We start from the raw sequence: 14731 nt of genomic DNA, 5'->3' as shown, positions 1-14731 counted from the left end.
CTTCGACGGTGAGCGGGCGGATATAGCCCCCTCATCCGTCAGGCTTCGCCTGCCACCTTCTCCCCCGAGGGGAGAAGGGACTCCTTAAACCGACGCCGGCGTCCGGTGGGCGCTGTCGACGGCCCAGATCTTCTCGATGTTGTAGAAGACGCGGACCTCAGGGCGGAACAGGTGGATGATCACGTCGCCGGCGTCGATCAGGACCCAGTCGCAGTGCGGCAGGCCCTCGACCTTGGCGCGGCCCAGACCGTGGTCCTTCAGCGTGCGCAGCAGGTGGTCGGCCAGGGCGCCGACGTGACGGTGCGAGCGGCCAGAGGCCACGATCATGGTGTCGGCCATCGGGGATTTGCCCTTCAGGTCGATCAGGACGATGTCCTGGGCCTTGTCGTCGTCGAGCTTGGTCAGCAGGGCGACCTCGAGCGGCGTCGTGCCGGTCGGGACCTCGCCCTGGCGTTCGAAGGAGGCGTCGTCATCGTCGCCGTCGTCTTCGCCGAACAGCGGGAAGTCCTCGGCGGAATCGTCCGAAAGGTCCTCGTCGTCACCGTCTTCGGCGTGGATGGGCTCGATCGGGTCCATCTCGTGGGCCGTGTTGGAGACGGCCCCCTCTTTAGTGGGAGTGTCATGCGCGTCGTGCGCGGGCGGGGGGGTCAGCGGAGGGCTCCGGGAGGGTTCACTTGGACACGCCTCCTAGCACGGATGGCCCCAAACGTCGACTTACGGCCTCAAGGCCTTTTCTGGGCGCGAATCGCGGTGGACGAACTGGGGTTCAGGGGCGCCGTCAGATAGGTCCAGGCCGGGGCCTGCATCGTCGGCAGCAGTCGGGCCTCGTTCGACGAGACGCGGGCGCCCGCGAACCGCCGGGCGGCGGGCGCCGCGCGGCTTTCCAGCAGGCTTCCCGGCCGGGCGATCACGGCCACCGGCATCATCCGCATGATGTCGGTCCAGCCGCGCCAGCGGTGGAAATTCTCCAGATTGTCCGATCCCATCAGCCAGACGAAATGCACGCCCGGATGGCGGCGCTTCAGGGCGCGCAGGGTGTCGACGGTCCAGGTCGTGCCGACGCGGGTCTCGAAGTCCGAGACGATCATCTGCGGTCCCTTGGCGAAGGTCCGGGCCGAAGTCATCCGCTCGATCAGCGGCGCGGTGTGGCGGCTGTCCTTCAGCGGATTCTGGGGCGAGACCAGCCAGACGACGCGGTCCAGATCCAGACGCTGGACGGCGGTCTCGGCGACATGGGCGTGGCCGTCGTGGGCCGGATTGAAGGAGCCGCCGAAGAGGCCGACCTTCATGCCCGCCGTCAGGTTCAGCCCATCTCTGAGCGCCCCCGGGCGGGGGCCGTGCGCCTGGGGCGCGGGACCGGCATGGAAGAAGGACAAGGCGGGGCGGGCTCGGACTTATGCTCACGGATGAGCAAACGAAAGCGCAGCTAACACGACCGGAGCGGGCTTGTCGCCATGATGATCACGGTTCGGAGCGGTTCCGGCCCTACGGCGTCCAGCCGGCCTCGAAGGTTTCGATCTCGTCGCCCTCGTCGTCGATCTCGCCGCGGGTCTTGCGAACCTCCGCCCAGGCGGCGCGCAGCAGTTCGGGCACGCCTTCGCCCGAGACGCCGGAGACCAGCATGGGGCGACGACCGGCGACGGCTTCCAGCTGATCGGCCTTCTCCTCGCGCGCCTCTTCGGTCAGGGCGTCGATCTTGTTCAGCGCCAGGATTTCCTGCTTGTCGGCCAGGCCCTCGCCATAGGCGTCGAGCTCGCCCCGGATGATGCGATAGGCTTCCACCACGTCATCTTGCGTGCCGTCGATCAGGTGGATCAGGGAGGCCGAGCGTTCGACATGGCCGAGGAAGCGGGTGCCGAGACCGGCGCCCTCGCTCGCGCCCTCGATCAGGCCGGGGATGTCGGCGATGACGAAACGCTCGCCGGGCGACAGGTCGACCATGCCGAGGTTGGGGGCCAGGGTGGTGAACGGATAGTCGGCGATCTTGGGCCGCGCGGCCGAGGCGGCGGCGAGGAAGGTCGACTTGCCGGCGTTGGGCAGGCCCGCCAGACCGATGTCGGCGATCAGCTTCAGCCGCAGCCAGATCCACATCTCCTGGCCTTCCTGGCCCGGATTGGCGTGGCGGGGCGCCTGGTTCTGCGGCCCCTTGAAGCGGACATTGCCCCAGCCGCCGTTGCCGCCCGAGAGCAGGAGTTCGCGCTGGCCCGCCTCGACCATGTCCAGGACGACCTCTTCCTTGTGCTCGTCCAGGATCTGGGTGCCGACGGGGACCTTCAGGACCACGTCCTCGCCCTTGCCGCCGTGCATCTGGCGGCCCATCCCGTGGCCGCCGGTCGCCGCCTTGAAATGCTGCTGGTAGCGGTAGTCGATCAGGGTGTTCAGCCCCTCGACCGCCTCGACCCAGACATTGCCGCCGTGGCCGCCGTCGCCGCCGTCCGGCCCGCCGTTCGGGATGAATTTCTCCCGCCGGAACGAGACGGAGCCCGCGCCGCCGTTGCCGGAACGGATGTAGATCTTGGCCTGGTCGAGGAATTTCATGAGATTTCTTAGGGGCGCTACCGCTCGCGACGCGGTCGCTCGCTGCTTGAGCGCCGGGGCTATAGCTCAAGAGAGCGGCGATTTACAGGCGGGTACGTCCCGTTGCGCTTAAGCGGATCGAAAGCGTGGCCGGTGCAGGGTGGCGGCGAACAGATTTGGAGAGATCAGAATGATCTCGATGCAGGCCCTTTCGGTCCAATCGCTTCCGGCCTGGCGCACGCCGCTGAAGGACCCGCGCGCGCCCGCCGCGGACGAAAAGTCGCCGGGTTTCGGCCTGCCGTCCCTGTCGGAGATGCGCGACAGCGCCCGGTCGATGCAGAAGGAACTGGCGGCCAAGAAGGTCGAGTCGGTGCGCCAGCGTCGCGACGCCCTGATGCTGATGGTCAAGATCGACCCGAAGGCCGCCCTGAAGATGACCGCCGAACTGGCCAAGGAGCTGAAGGCGGCGGTGAAGGACTTCGTCGACGCCGGCGGCAAGAACCCGACGATGGGCGAGATGAAGATGATGCAGCGGGACGCCCAGGAGGCCCGCGAGGCGGCGGATGCGGCGGTCGAGGGCCTGCCGGTCGAGGACGCCGCCGTCGACGACGCCGGGCTGGAGGCGAAGACCGAGGCGGAAACGGCGAAGATGGATGTCGAGATGAAACGGGCCCACGCCGCCTATGAGGCCGCCTATGCGACGGCCTTCGGCGTCGCCGACGACAAGGATGCGAGGGCGGACCGGCTCGAGGCGGTCGTGAGCGCCGCCATGAGCGACGCGGGGTTCTTCGAACAGGTCAAGCTGGCCATGGGCGAGCTCAAGGAGGCCCGCGAGAAGATCAAGGCCGACTGGGCCCATCTGAAGGCGCCGAACAAGGACGACTGGAAGGTCGCCGACAAGGCGATGGCCGAGCTCGAAAAGGAAATCGACATGGCCCCGACCGGAGCGCCGGAGATTTCGGACGCGCCGAGGATCGTAACCGCGTGACCCTCTCCCCTTGCGGGAGAGGGAGACGGCGCACGAGAGCGTAGCGATCGTCCTTGCGCCGGCGGGTGAGGGGTCTCACCGGCGGCGGGCAAGGGGACTGCCGCTTTGATGACGGCAAAACCCCTCACCCGATTTCGCCAGAACGTCGCCCCGGGTCGAGCCCGGGGCGCCGTGCGAAATCTCCCTCTCCCGCAAGGGGAGAGGGAAGTTGAAGTCAGCCCTTGGCCCAGACGCCGAACGGGTCGGACCAGGGCAGGCCCATGGCCTCGGCCACGGCCGGGTAGGTGATCTCGCCCTTCAGGACGTTCAGACCGCGCGCCAGGTGCGGGTCCTTCTTCAACGCCGCCAGACCGTGATCGGCCAGGGCCAGGCCGAACGGCAGGGTGGCGTTGTTCAGGGCTTCGGAAGAGGTGCGGGGCGCAGCGCCCGGCATGTTGGCGACGCAGTAGTGGACGACGCCGTCGACCGTATAGGTCGGGTCCTCGTGGGTCGTGGCGTGGCTGGTCTCGAAACAGCCGCCCTGGTCGATGGCGACGTCCACCAGGACCGAACCCGGCTTCATCTTCTTCAGGTGGTCCTTCTTGATCAGCTTGGGCGCCTCGGCGCCCGGGACCAGGACGGCGCCGATGACCACGTCGGCCTTGACCACCTCTTCGTCGATCGCGCCGATCGAGGAGTAGCGGGTGATGACGCGGCCGTTGGTGACCTCGTCGATATAGGCCATGCGCGGGATGGAGCGTTCCAGCACCACCACCTCGGCGCCCAGGCCCATCGCCATGCGGGCGGCGTTCAGGCCGACGACCCCGCCGCCCAGAACCAGGACGCGGGCCGGGGCCACGCCCGGAACGCCGCAGAACAAGAGGCCCATGCCGCCGTTGTGCTTCAGCAGGGTCTCGGCGGCCGAGAAGACGGCGATCCGGCCGGCGACTTCCGACATCGGCGCCAGCAGCGGCAGGCCGCCGCGCGCGTCGGTCACGGTCTCGTAGGCGACGGCGGCGCATTTGGAGGCCAAGAGGCCCTTGGTCTGTTCGGGATCGGGGGCCAGGTGCAGGTAGGTGTAGAGGATCTGGTCCTCGCGCAGCATCTCCCACTCGACCTTCTGGGGCTCCTTCACCTTCACGATCATGTCGGCGTTGGCGAAGATGGTCGGGGCGTCGGCGACGAGCTCGGCGCCCGCCTTGACGTAGTCCTCGTCGGTGAAGCCGGCGCCGAGGCCGGCGCCCGTCTGGACCGAGACGGTGTGGCCGTGGGCGACGTATTCGCGCGCGGCGGTGGGGGTCAGGCCGACCCGGTGTTCGTTCTTCTTGATTTCCTTGGGAACGCCGACGCGCATCAGATGTCTCCGGTTCGAAGAGCCCCGCGAGGCGAACGGCCGGCGGCGGCGATTGGCTGCATCTTTAGCGACGGGCGCGGTGCAGGTTCCTGTTCTTTTCGATGAGTGATCGGCGTAAACTCGCAGGAGATTGCGTCAGGGGCCGCCATGAAGACCGTTTCCGCCGTCGCTCTGGATGCGACCGACAGAAAGATGCTCCGCGCCCTGCAGCAGGACGGACGGATGACGAACGCCGACCTGTCCAAGGCCGTGGCCCTGTCCGAGAGCGCCTGCCTGCGTCGACTGCGCGCGCTGGAGGGGGCGGGGGTGATCAGCCGCTACGCCGCCATCATCAACGAACGGGCCGTGGGCCTGCCGATCTCGGTCTTCGTGACCGTGACCCTCTCGTCCCAGGCCGAGAGCGCCCTGACGGCGTTCGAGACGGCGATCACCTCCGTGCCCGAGGTTGTGGAATGCTATCTGATGACCGGCGGATCGGACTATCTGCTGCGGCTGGTAGTGCGGGACGTGGACGATCTGGAGCGGGTCCACGCCAAGGCCCTGACGACCATTCCGGGGGTGACGCGGGTATCGTCCAGCGTGGCGATGCGAACGGTGGTCAAGCGCGGAGCCTTGCCGGTTTGACTCCCGTGCGGACTGGCCGGATCATCCCGGCATGAGCTTTCAGGAGTCCATCGCCGTCTGGACTGATCGCGAGCCGACGCTCGACGAGGAACTGCGCGCGCTCGGAGAGGATGACCTCGTCGAAATGGCCAACCTGCCTCCCGAATGGACCGGCGTCCTTGCCTATGTCTTCATCTCAACGGCGCTGGGCCAGCACGGCCCGCGCATCAAGATCTACACGAAGCTAGGCCGCAATCAGCCGAGCGCCTCGATCTCCATCGGGCCGAACCCTCGAGTGCTTGCGAGCAGTCTCGATCCTCGCGACCTGAACCGCATCGCCCCGAAGGCGATAGAGTGGGTGACCCTGAACCACGCCGCGCTGACGACCTTTTGGTTCGAGGGCGAGAGCCTGCCGATCGACGATGTCGCCGACTTCGGCCGCAGCCTGAAGAAAGTCTAACGTTTCGCCGGCCTGAGCACGCGGATCAGTCCAGCGACCAGCCAGACGACCGCGATCAGCAGCACCAGATCGCTGACCAGTTTGACCATGCCGTAGAGAGTTACGGTCTCGACCGAGCGCGCCATCGCCTCGGCCACGAGCGCCGTCAGACCGGCTGCGATGAGCAGGGCGAACGGCCAGACGAGCGGCTTGAGACGTTTCACTTCAGGGCAAGCGTGACCTGTTTGATGTCGACGTATTCCTCGATGCCGTGGGTCGAGCCTTCGCGGCCGTAGCCGGATTGCTTGACCCCGCCGAAGGGGGCGACGGCGGTGGAGATCAGGCCGGTGTTGACCCCGATCATGCCCGCCTCGATGCGTCGGCCGATGCGCAGGGCGCGGTCGAGGTCCCTGGTGAAAAGATAGGAGGCGAGGCCGAACTCACTGTCGTTCGCCTTGGTCAGGCACTCCTCCTCCGTCTCGAACGGGAAGACGGGGATGAGGGGGCCGAAGGTCTCCTCGTGACGGAAGAGCGTGTCGTCCCCGCCGAGGGTGACCGTCGGCTGGAAGAAGCGGCCGCCGAGGGCGTGGCGCGAGCCGCCGGTCAGGACCTTGCCGCCCGAGGCCTGGACGCGGCTCAGGTGATCCTCGACCTTGGCGATGGCCTTGTCCTCGATCAGGGGGCCGACCTTGACCCCGTCCTCGAAGGCGGGGCCGACGGGGATCTTGGCGACCTCGGCGGCCAGTTTCGTTGCGTACTTCTCGGCGACCGAGGCGTGGACATAGACGCGGTTGGGACAGACGCAGGTCTGGCCCGAGTTCCTGAACTTGCCCTTGATCGTCTCGGCGACGGCGAGGTCGAGGTCGGCGTCCTCGAACACCATCAGGGGGGCGGCGCCGCCCAGTTCCATCGACACCCGCTTCAAGGTCGGGGCGGACTGTTCGGCGAGCTTCCGACCCACCGGGGTCGAGCCGGTGAAGGACAGTTTGCGGATCAGGGGGGAGGCGGTCAGGACGCCGCCGATGGTGGCCGCATCGCCCGTGATGACGCTGAGCGCCCCCTTGGGCAGGCCGGCCTGGTAGGCGAGTTCGGCGAGCGCGATGGCGGTGAAGGGGGTCTGGGAGGCCGGCTTGACCACGGCGGTGCAGCCGGCGGCGAAGGCGGGGCCGAGCTTCCGCGTCAGCATGGCCGCCGGGAAGTTCCAGGGGGTGATGAGGGCGCAGGGACCGACCGCCTCGCGGAAGGTCAGGATGACGTGGCCGAGCGGGCTGTCGTGGGTTTCGCCCAGGATCCGTTCCGCCTCGCCCGCGAACCATTTGATGAAGCCGTTGGCGTAGGTCACCTCGCCCTTGGCCTCCTCGAAGGGTTTGCCGTTCTCCAACGCCATCAGGGCGCCGAGGCCTTCGGTGTTCTCGTCGATCAGCCGGGCCCATTCGCGCAGGAAGGCGGCGCGCTTGTGCGGGTCGGAGCGGGACCAGTCGGGGAAGGCGTCGTGCGCGGCCTGGATGGCGCGTTCGGTTTCGGCCACGCCGAGGTCGGGGATGTGGCCGATGATCTCGCCGGTCGCGGGGTCGTCCACGGCGATGCCGTTCGCTCCGGCCGGAATGGCCTCTCCGGCGAGGAGGGCGTGCTGGCGGAGGAGTTTCAGTCCGGCGTCGCGGGCGGCGGTGTTCATGGCGTGATCCTCGGTGGTCTCCCTCCCCCTGCGGGGGAGGGTGGTCGCGTCAGCGACCGGGTGGGGAGGGCAGGGCGATGCAACGACGGATATAGGTGCGGCCTCGCCTTGCCGCCCCCACCGGACTTCGCTTCGCTCAGTCACCCTCCCCCGAGGGGAGGGAGAGATCAGGAACGCCTCAGTCGCCGATCGTATGCAGGTCGCGGCCCCTGGTTTCCGGCAGGAAGAACAGGGCCACCACCGCCGCTACCGCCGTGAACGCCACCGAGTACCAGAGGCCGAAATAGATGTTCCCCGACCAGGCCACGAGGGCGAAGCTGGCGGCGGGCAACAGTCCGCCGACCCAGCCGGTGCCGATGTTGTAGGGCAGGCTCATCGCCGTATAGCGGACCCGCGTCGGGAAGAGCTCGACCAGGGCGGCGGCCTGGGGGCCGTAGACGGCGGTGGCGGCGACCATGAAGACCATCAGGATGGCGAAGACGGCGATCAGGTTGATCCGCTCCGGATCGGCCACGGTCGGATAGCCGGCCTCGGCCAGGGCCGCCTTGACCCGCGTCTCGACGTCGGTGCGGGCGGCCTTCAGGCCGGCGGCGTCGAGACCTGCGCCCTCCACCGAGGCGATCTCCACCGTGCCGATGCGGACGGCGGCGAGCGAGCCCGACGCGGCGGCCATGTTCTCGTAGGAGACGCCTGCGTTCGACAGGACGGTCTTGGCCAGGTCGCAGGAGGAGGCGAAGGCGGTCTTGCCGACCGGGTCGAACTGGACCGCGCAGGTGGCCGGGTCGGCGATGACGGTGACGGGGGCCGACGCCTGGGCCTCCGCCAGGGCCGGGTTGGCGGCCTGGGTCAGGGCGTGGAAGCCGGGGAAGAGGGCGATCAGGAACAGGGCCATGCCGCCGATCATCACGGGCTTCCTTCCCACCCGATCCGACAGCCAGCCGAAGAAGACATAGAGGAAGGCCGAGGCCACGGTGATGGCCAGGATCACCATGTCGACGGTCGCCACCTCCACCTTCAGGACACGCTCCATGAAGAAGCGGGTGTAGAAATAGCCGCAGTACCAGACGGCCCCCTGGGCGAACATGATGCCGACCAGGGCGATCAGGACGAAGCGGCCGTTCTTCCAGGTCAGGAAGCTTTCCCTGAAGGGCGCCTGACGCACCTTGCTCTCGGCCGCCATCTTCACGAAGGCGGGGCTCTCATGCAGGCGGACGCGGATCCAGAGCGAGATGCCGAGCAGCAGGGCCGACAGCCAGAAGGGAATGCGCCAGCCCCAGTCGTCGAAGGCCTCGGTCCCCACGATCATCCGGGTGGTCAGGATGACGACCAGGGCGCCGATCAGGCCGAGCGCCGCGGTGGTGTTGATGTAGGAGGTCAGAAGGCCCCGTTTCTTCGGCGGCGCATGTTCGGCGACATAGATGGCCGCCCCGCCGTATTCGCCGCCCAGCGCGAAGCCCTGGATGATCCGCATGAGGATCAGGAGGATCGGCGCGACGATCCCGGCCTGGGAATAGTCGGGCAACAGGCCGATGGCGACGGTGGCGACGCCCATCAGGGTGATGGTGACGAGGAAGGTGGTCTTGCGCCCCGTCCGGTCGCCGAACCAGCCGAAGGCCAGGGCCCCCAGAGGCCGCACCACGAAGCCGACGCCGAAGGTCAGGAGCGCCAGGATATAGGCCGTCGCCTCGCCCACGTCGGCGTAGAAATGCCGGGCGATGATGGTGGCCAGAGAGCCGAAGATGAAGAAGTCGTACCACTCGAAGGCCGTGCCCGCGGCCGAGGCGCCGACGACGGTGTTGAGGCCAGGGCCTCCAGTACCGGGGCCCTTATCGTCCTGTTCGAGCGTGGCGTCGGTCATTCGGCTCCCCCTGAGCGTTCGGGCGTCGTCTGCCGGACACCTCGTTCTCGCAGCCTAGCGGCGGTTCGCCGGAGGGCAAGCGAAAGCCCCGCCGGCGGACCGACGGGGCTGTCATCAGGATCGAAGGGAGAAGAGCCCTAGGGTCCAGACTCATAACCACCAGACGATGATGGCCGCGAGGGCGACGGCGGCTGCGTATGTGCAGGCGAGCTTGTCGTATCGAGTGGCGACGCGGCGGAAGTCCTTGATACGGCAGAAGGCGCGCTCGACGAGGTTCCTTCGCTTGTAAGGCTCGGGGTCGAAGGGGTGCAGTCGCTTGCGATAAGGCGCGTTGGGGATGACCGGGGTCGTGCCTCGCGCCCGCAGCAGGCGTCTCAGGACGTCGCTGTCGTAGGCCCGGTCGGCGGCGAGGGTCGCTGACGCGGGCGCGGCCTGGATCAGGTCGGCCGCGACCGGTGCGTCGCCGCGCTGGCCGGGCGTGATCATGAAGGCGACGAGCCGCCCCAATCCATCGACCAGGGCGTGCAGCTTGGTGGTCGGCCCGCCGCGCGAGCGACCTATGCCGTTGGCCGAAGCCCCCCCTTTCCGCCCGTCGCCGAGCGGTGAGCCTTGGCCCAGGTCGAGTCCAGCATCAGCTCGGCCGGCGGCCCGCCCGACGCCGCCAACTCTTCGAACGCCCTCATCCAGACGCCCGCCTTGGCCCAACGGACCCAGCGATTGTAGAGCGTCTTGCGAGGGCCGTAGATCGGCGGCGCATCGATCCAGCGCCCGCCGCTGATCAGCACATGAACGATTCCCGAGATCACCCGTCGATCATCGACCCGGGGCACGCCACGAGGCTTGCTCGGCAGAAACGGCCGAAGCCGCTCGAACTGAGCATCCGTCAACCAGAACTCTGAAGCCATGTTCGTCCTCCTGCCTCAAAGCAGGGAATCACGCTTCGCCCGATCTGGGAATCCCGCTTATGGGTCTGGACCCTAGTGCTTGGCGTCTTCGGCCGCGGTGGTCACGGCGTTGCCGGCGGCGGAGGCGTCGCGGCCCACGCCGGAAACTGTGTTGCAGGCGGCAGTGGTCAGGGCGGCGGCTGCGGCCACCAGGACGAAAATCTTGCGCATGGGAAACTCCTGAAAATCCGGGGGCGGGAGGATGTCCCGCCGCATGGAATATCAACGCGATGTGCGGCTGAGAGTTCCGGGGCGGACGGGGGCGTCGGAGGGCTTCAGATCGTCCGGGTTCGTCGGAACCACGGCCTCCGGCGTGGCGAAGACCATGCGGGCGATGGTGCCGCCGTTCGGGGCGGGCAAAAGCTCCGCCTCACCCCGCAATTGCTTGGCGAAGGCGCCCATCAGGGTGCGGCCCACGCCGGCGCGCGCCGCCTCCTCGGTCAGGCCGGGGCCGTCGTCCTCGACCTCCAGTGTGGAAGTGTCGCCATGGACGCGGAAGCGGACCTTCAGCGCCCCGCCACGCCCGGCGAAGGCGTGTTTCTGTGCGTTGGTGATGGCCTCGACGAGCCAGAGGGCGAGCGGCGCCAGCTTGTCCGGATCGACCACCAGACTGTCGGCGTCGATGGCAGAGGTGACGGCGTATCCCCGCCCGGACTCCGAGGCCACCATCTGGCCCGTCAGCTCGGTCAGGAACTCGCGCGCATCGGCGTGGCGGATGTCGTCGGACTGGTAGAGGGTGCGATAGATCAGGGCCAGGGCCGAGATCCGTTGGCGCGTGTCGCCCAGCGCCGCCTTGGCCGGTTCGTCCTTCAGGGCCCGCTGCTGCATCGACAAGAGGGACGAGATGATCTGGAGGTTGTTCTTCACCCGGTGATGGATCTCGCGCATCAGCGCGTCCTTCTCCGACAGGCTCTCGTTCAGGGAGCGGTCGCGGGCGGCGATGGCCTCGGCCAGTTCGTCCAGCGTCTGGGCCAGAAGGCGGATTTCGGCGGGGGCGTGGGCGGCCTGGACCGGGCGCACCGAATAGCGGCCGCGGGCATACAGCGCCGCGATCCGCTCCAGATAGTCGAGCCAGCGCACCACGATCCGCTCGGACACCAGCATGACGGCGGCGAAGGCGGTGACCCAGGCGGCCAGCGGCAGCAGCAGCACCCCGATGGGGTTCAGCCGCGCCCAGGACAGAAGGCCGGGCGAAGGAGCGGAGATGACCACATAGACGTCGCGTCCAGCCAGCGCCGCCCCCGCGTAGTCGCGGTGTTCGCCGGTGGCGTCGTCGGCCTCGAACACGGCGGACTGGCCCTGACGCGCGCGCTCGACCCAGCCCAGCAGGCCGGGGCCCTCCTTGAGGGTGAAGGCGCGCACGTTGGTGGAGACCAGAACCCGGCCTTCGGCGTCGGTCAGGGCGGCCTCGGCGTCCTCGGGCAGGGCGGGGTCGGTGACGTCGGGCTGGAACTCCGACAGGGGCAGGACCGCCGCCATGGCTCCGGCGAACACGCCGCGCGGACGCTCCCAGCGGGCGCCGATCACCAGGGCGGGCTCGTCGCTGAGCTCGTCCGAGGCGCGGGCCAGGGTGACTTCCTCGCCTGCGCGCAGGCGCTGGAACCAGGGACGGTCGGTGAAGCGGACGCCGCCGTCGACCAGGGGCGCGGGCCGGGAATCGCAGATGGTCTGGCCGCCGAGGCCGATGCGGTAGAGGGCGTCGTAGCCGTCCAGCCGCTGGACCAGACCGGCCAGTCGGGGGCCGCAGTCTGGACCGGCCGCCTCCGGCGCCATGGCGCTGAGAAGGACGCTGGCGGACTCCAGCCGGGCCTTGGCGGCCTGGGCCGTGCGTTCGGCCGCGTACTGCAGATCGGCGCGGCGATCCTCGGCCTGACGCCGGAACTCCGCCTGGGCCTGGAAGGCGCCGAGCAGCAGGATAGGCAACAGGGCGATGGCCATGGCCAGGCCCAGCCGGAAGCGGATGCCCTGAACGCGCGGCGCGGTGACGCCCCGCGCCCAGAACCGACCGATGGAGGAGGCCGCGCGCCGGGCGATCCGACCCCGCGCGGGCCCAGAGGACGCCATGATCAGCCTTGTCGCGCGCCGCTCAGGCGGTCGGCGTCTGCGAGGATGGAGCGCATGGCGTCGCCGGCGGCGCGGCCGTCACGGCCGTAACCGCCGCGTTCGAGCGTCTGCTGCAGGGCCTTGCGGGCGCGGCTGACGCGGCTCTTCACCGTGCCGACCGCGCAGTTGCAGATCTCGGCCGCCTCTTCGTAGGCGAAGCCGCCCGCGCCGACCAGGATCAGGGCTTCGCGCTGTTCCTCGGGAAGGGTGTTCAGGGCCTGACGCAGTTCGTCGAGCGCGACGGGCGCTTCCGGATCGTCCACGGCCACCAGGGTCCGCTCCGCGGCTTCCTGATCCAGCTGGGACGAGCGCCACGAACGGCGCTTCTCCGAATAGAACTGGTTGCGCAGGATCATGAAGGTCCAGGCCTTCATGTTGGTGCCCATCTGATAGGAGGCGCGGGCGTCCCAGGCCTTCATCATGGCGTCCTGCGCCAGGTCGTCGGCGGCGGTCGGATCGCCGGTCAGGGTGCGGGCGAAGGCGCGCAGGTGCGGGATCAACTGGACCAGTTCGCGCTTGAAGCCTTCGTCGTCGGCGGAAGGGGGCTTGGGCGCGGTCGAGCGGCCGGAGGAAGCGCTCACGCCTTGTTCTCGTCGTTGGAGCGCTGATCGGCGCGACGCAGGATTTCCAGGAATTCGTCGGGGACCGGCTCGTTGACCACCTCGTCGAACATGTGGCGCAGTTTCACGCCGATGGCCTGCTGGCGCAGGCGCGCTTCCTCGAGCGGCGGTTCTCCGCCGGCGGGCTTGGGCTTACGCCCGGAGTCCGAAGAGTCGATCATATATGTCAGCGCCGCCAATCGTTGATCTCATTCACGCGCCCGCTCTATGCGCCGGGCTTGGTGTTCAGCCCCGTCAACGTCGCGGACGAACGCGGGTTCCGTCTCTAGGTCATTTTATGGTGAAGCTAAATCGCAACCCTCGGGAACCGTGGCGTTAGTGCTACGTTGAGGCTTCAAGCACGGCCCGGTGAAACGGGCTGCACCGTTTGATTTGTCGGGGACTACCAAGATGAGCCTACTGGCCAGACTCGCGCCGCACCTGCCCTATGTCCGCCGTTACGCGCGGGCCCTCACCGGGGATCAGGCGACGGGCGACAACTATGTTCGTGTCGCGCTGGAGGCCCTGGCCGCCGGCGAACGCCAGCTGTCGCCCGACATGACGCCGCGCGTGGCGCTGTATCATGTGTTCCACACCATCTGGTCCTCGACGGGCGCCCAGCTGGAAGACGGCAGCGGCCTGGAAAATCAGGACGACGCCTCGCGCCGCCTGATGCGGATCGCCCCGCGCTCGCGTCAGGCCTTCCTGCTGACCGCTCTGGAAGGCTTCACGCCTTCGGAAGCCGCCCAGATCCTGTCGGCCGACGCCCATTCGGTCGAACGGCTGATCGGCGACGCCCAGGCCGAGATCGACGCCGAACTGGCCACCGACGTCCTGATCATCGAGGACGAGGCCATCATCTCGGCCGATATCGAAAGTCTGGTGAAGGAACTGGGTCACAACGTCACCGCCACGGCGACGACCCATGACGAGGCCGTGGACGCGGTCGCCCGCCACCGTCCGGGTCTGGTCCTGGCCGATATCCAGCTGGCCGACGGCTCGTCGGGCATCGACGCGGTCAAGGACATCCTCAAGAAGTTCGACGTGCCGGTGATCTTCATCACCGCCTTCCCCGAGCGCCTGCTGACCGGCGAGCGTCCGGAGCCGACCTTCCTGATCACCAAGCCCTTCCAGCCGGAGACGGTGAAGGCGGCGATCTCGCAGGCCCTGTTCTTCCACCCGACCCGCCAGAAGGAAGCCGCCTGAGTTCAGGCGGCCTCTCCGGGCCAAAGCAAAAGCCCCGCCGGAGCGATCCGGCGGGGCTTTCTGCTGTCTGGTCCCTCAGTTCGAGGGGACGGTCGGGGCGTTGACGTTCGGAGCCTCGCCGGTCGGGACCGGGGCGGCCTCGCCCGTCGGGGTGGTCGGGGCGTCGGCGGCGGGAACCCGTCCGGCCTCCTGGAAAGCTGCCGCGTCGACAGCCTGCTGGCCCGTGTTGACGTTCTGGGAGGCGAAGCCGCCGTTCGACACGAACCACATGCCGAGCAGCAGGATCGCCGCCGCCCCGGCCGAAACGATCAGCAGGACCAGGATGCGTGTGCCGGGCCGGGCGCCGCGCACGTACTGGGCGTCGACGGGGCGGCCTTCGTGGACCGCATCGGCCGCTTCGGAATGGGGATCGTGGTGGGTCATGGCGGGCCTTCCGACGGTGAAACTCTCAAGTCCCGACAACGTC

General features: G+C 68.5%; 17 protein-coding genes. 4 read left to right on the top strand and 13 right to left on the bottom strand.

Annotation, left to right across the window (positions count from 1 at the left end; all coding sequences use genetic code 11):
* Positions 1–84: 84 nt before the first annotated feature.
* The 3 genes from rsfS to obgE form a co-directional block, all read right to left on the bottom strand.
* The gene (rsfS, locus tag ACETK8_RS00465) at positions 85–576 is read right to left on the bottom strand and encodes a ribosome silencing factor (protein WP_374037638.1); all 492 of its coding nucleotides are present in this window, start codon (positions 574–576) and stop codon (positions 85–87) included.
* Between the two features lie 146 nt (positions 577–722).
* Positions 723–1289, bottom strand: a complete 567-nt coding sequence (locus ACETK8_RS00460) for a nicotinate-nucleotide adenylyltransferase (protein WP_374039443.1) — start codon at positions 1287–1289, stop codon at positions 723–725.
* 196 nt (positions 1290–1485) lie between these two features.
* A complete protein-coding gene (gene obgE / locus ACETK8_RS00455) occupies positions 1486–2538 on the bottom strand; it encodes a GTPase ObgE (RefSeq protein ID WP_374037637.1) in 1053 nt (350 codons plus the stop codon).
* A 169-nt stretch (positions 2539–2707) separates the two neighbouring features.
* On the opposite strand from obgE, the gene ACETK8_RS00450 reads away from it, so the two are divergent.
* Complete coding sequence (locus ACETK8_RS00450) at positions 2708–3505, top strand: hypothetical protein (protein ID WP_374037636.1); 798 nt, start codon at positions 2708–2710, stop codon at positions 3503–3505.
* Positions 3506–3719: 214 nt separating this feature from the next.
* On the opposite strand, the gene ald is transcribed toward ACETK8_RS00450, so the two are convergent.
* On the bottom strand, positions 3720–4838 hold the full coding sequence (ald, locus tag ACETK8_RS00445) for an alanine dehydrogenase (RefSeq protein ID WP_374037635.1): 1119 nt from the start codon (positions 4836–4838) through the stop codon (positions 3720–3722).
* 147 nt (positions 4839–4985) lie between these two features.
* Between ald and ACETK8_RS00440 the strand changes: the two genes are divergently transcribed.
* Both ACETK8_RS00440 and ACETK8_RS00435 read left to right on the top strand, forming a co-directional pair.
* Positions 4986–5462 carry an Lrp/AsnC family transcriptional regulator gene (locus ACETK8_RS00440; protein ID WP_374037634.1) on the top strand — a complete coding sequence of 159 codons (477 nt, stop codon included), beginning with the start codon at positions 4986–4988 and terminating at the stop codon, positions 5460–5462.
* A gap of 31 nt (positions 5463–5493) precedes the next feature.
* Positions 5494–5901: a hypothetical protein gene (locus tag ACETK8_RS00435; protein WP_374037633.1), complete on the top strand. Its 408-nt coding sequence runs from the start codon at positions 5494–5496 to the stop codon at positions 5899–5901.
* Here ACETK8_RS00435 and ACETK8_RS00430 read toward each other — a convergent pair.
* The 8 genes from ACETK8_RS00430 to ACETK8_RS00395 all read right to left on the bottom strand — a co-directional run bounded on the left by ACETK8_RS00430 (position 5898) and on the right by ACETK8_RS00395 (position 13241).
* Entirely contained in the window at positions 5898–6104 is a 207-nt protein-coding gene (locus ACETK8_RS00430) for a hypothetical protein (protein ID WP_374037632.1), read from the bottom strand. The genes ACETK8_RS00435 and ACETK8_RS00430 overlap by 4 nt on opposite strands.
* Positions 6101–7555 carry an NAD-dependent succinate-semialdehyde dehydrogenase gene (locus ACETK8_RS00425; RefSeq protein WP_374037631.1) on the bottom strand — a complete coding sequence of 485 codons (1455 nt, stop codon included), beginning with the start codon at positions 7553–7555 and terminating at the stop codon, positions 6101–6103. The genes ACETK8_RS00430 and ACETK8_RS00425 overlap by 4 nt, the downstream gene beginning before the upstream one ends.
* A gap of 178 nt (positions 7556–7733) precedes the next feature.
* Positions 7734–9413 (bottom strand): MFS transporter, encoded by a 1680-nt coding sequence (locus tag ACETK8_RS00420; protein ID WP_374037630.1) that lies wholly within the window; start codon positions 9411–9413, stop codon positions 7734–7736.
* 150 nt (positions 9414–9563) lie between these two features.
* Positions 9564–10318 (bottom strand): IS5 family transposase gene (locus ACETK8_RS00415; protein WP_374036175.1). Its coding sequence is split into 2 segments (ribosomal slippage): positions 9564–9976 and positions 9976–10318, totalling 756 coding nucleotides; the frame shifts between segments, so codons are not numbered across the junction.
* A gap of 72 nt (positions 10319–10390) precedes the next feature.
* Positions 10391–10528 carry an entericidin EcnA/B family protein gene (locus ACETK8_RS00410; protein WP_374037629.1) on the bottom strand — a complete coding sequence of 46 codons (138 nt, stop codon included), beginning with the start codon at positions 10526–10528 and terminating at the stop codon, positions 10391–10393.
* A 51-nt stretch (positions 10529–10579) separates the two neighbouring features.
* On the bottom strand, positions 10580–12421 hold the full coding sequence (locus ACETK8_RS00405) for a sensor histidine kinase (protein ID WP_374037628.1): 1842 nt from the start codon (positions 12419–12421) through the stop codon (positions 10580–10582).
* 2 nt (positions 12422–12423) lie between these two features.
* The gene (locus ACETK8_RS00400) at positions 12424–13041 is read right to left on the bottom strand and encodes a sigma-70 family RNA polymerase sigma factor (protein ID WP_374037627.1); all 618 of its coding nucleotides are present in this window, start codon (positions 13039–13041) and stop codon (positions 12424–12426) included.
* Positions 13038–13241, bottom strand: a complete 204-nt coding sequence (locus ACETK8_RS00395; protein ID WP_374037626.1) for a NepR family anti-sigma factor — start codon at positions 13239–13241, stop codon at positions 13038–13040. The genes ACETK8_RS00400 and ACETK8_RS00395 overlap by 4 nt, the downstream gene beginning before the upstream one ends.
* Before the next feature lie 229 nt (positions 13242–13470).
* Between ACETK8_RS00395 and ACETK8_RS00390 the strand changes: the two genes are divergently transcribed.
* Positions 13471–14265 carry a response regulator gene (locus ACETK8_RS00390; RefSeq protein WP_374037625.1) on the top strand — a complete coding sequence of 265 codons (795 nt, stop codon included), beginning with the start codon at positions 13471–13473 and terminating at the stop codon, positions 14263–14265.
* Positions 14266–14340: 75 nt separating this feature from the next.
* Here ACETK8_RS00390 and ACETK8_RS00385 read toward each other — a convergent pair whose 3' ends face one another.
* Positions 14341–14688 carry a hypothetical protein gene (locus tag ACETK8_RS00385; RefSeq protein WP_374037624.1) on the bottom strand — a complete coding sequence of 116 codons (348 nt, stop codon included), beginning with the start codon at positions 14686–14688 and terminating at the stop codon, positions 14341–14343.
* Positions 14689–14731: the final 43 nt, after the last annotated feature.

The sequence above is a fragment of the Brevundimonas staleyi genome (genome assembly GCF_041893865.1).
GTDB lineage: Bacteria > Pseudomonadota > Alphaproteobacteria > Caulobacterales > Caulobacteraceae > Brevundimonas > Brevundimonas staleyi.
This window is presented reverse-complemented; position numbering and strand designations above follow the sequence as displayed.

Bases quoted from the DNA above. Each gene is read 5' to 3' on its own strand.
- rsfS (WP_374037638.1), bottom strand. From the start codon at position 576: ATGGACCCGATCGAGCCCATCCACGCCGAAGACGGTGACGACGAGGAC.
- ACETK8_RS00460 (WP_374039443.1), bottom strand. From the start codon at position 1,289: ATGAAGGTCGGCCTCTTCGGCGGCTCCTTCAATCCGGCCCACGACGGC.
- obgE (WP_374037637.1), bottom strand. From the start codon at position 2,538: ATGAAATTCCTCGACCAGGCCAAGATCTACATCCGTTCCGGCAACGGC.
- ACETK8_RS00450 (WP_374037636.1), top strand. From the start codon at position 2,708: ATGATCTCGATGCAGGCCCTTTCGGTCCAATCGCTTCCGGCCTGGCGC.
- ald (WP_374037635.1), bottom strand. From the start codon at position 4,838: ATGCGCGTCGGCGTTCCCAAGGAAATCAAGAAGAACGAACACCGGGTC.
- ACETK8_RS00440 (WP_374037634.1), top strand. From the start codon at position 4,986: ATGAAGACCGTTTCCGCCGTCGCTCTGGATGCGACCGACAGAAAGATG.
- ACETK8_RS00435 (WP_374037633.1), top strand. From the start codon at position 5,494: ATGAGCTTTCAGGAGTCCATCGCCGTCTGGACTGATCGCGAGCCGACG.
- ACETK8_RS00425 (WP_374037631.1), bottom strand. From the start codon at position 7,555: ATGAACACCGCCGCCCGCGACGCCGGACTGAAACTCCTCCGCCAGCAC.
- ACETK8_RS00420 (WP_374037630.1), bottom strand. From the start codon at position 9,413: ATGACCGACGCCACGCTCGAACAGGACGATAAGGGCCCCGGTACTGGA.
- ACETK8_RS00410 (WP_374037629.1), bottom strand. From the start codon at position 10,528: ATGCGCAAGATTTTCGTCCTGGTGGCCGCAGCCGCCGCCCTGACCACT.
- ACETK8_RS00405 (WP_374037628.1), bottom strand. From the start codon at position 12,421: ATGGCGTCCTCTGGGCCCGCGCGGGGTCGGATCGCCCGGCGCGCGGCC.
- ACETK8_RS00395 (WP_374037626.1), bottom strand. From the start codon at position 13,241: ATGATCGACTCTTCGGACTCCGGGCGTAAGCCCAAGCCCGCCGGCGGA.
- ACETK8_RS00390 (WP_374037625.1), top strand. From the start codon at position 13,471: ATGAGCCTACTGGCCAGACTCGCGCCGCACCTGCCCTATGTCCGCCGT.
- ACETK8_RS00385 (WP_374037624.1), bottom strand. From the start codon at position 14,688: ATGACCCACCACGATCCCCATTCCGAAGCGGCCGATGCGGTCCACGAA.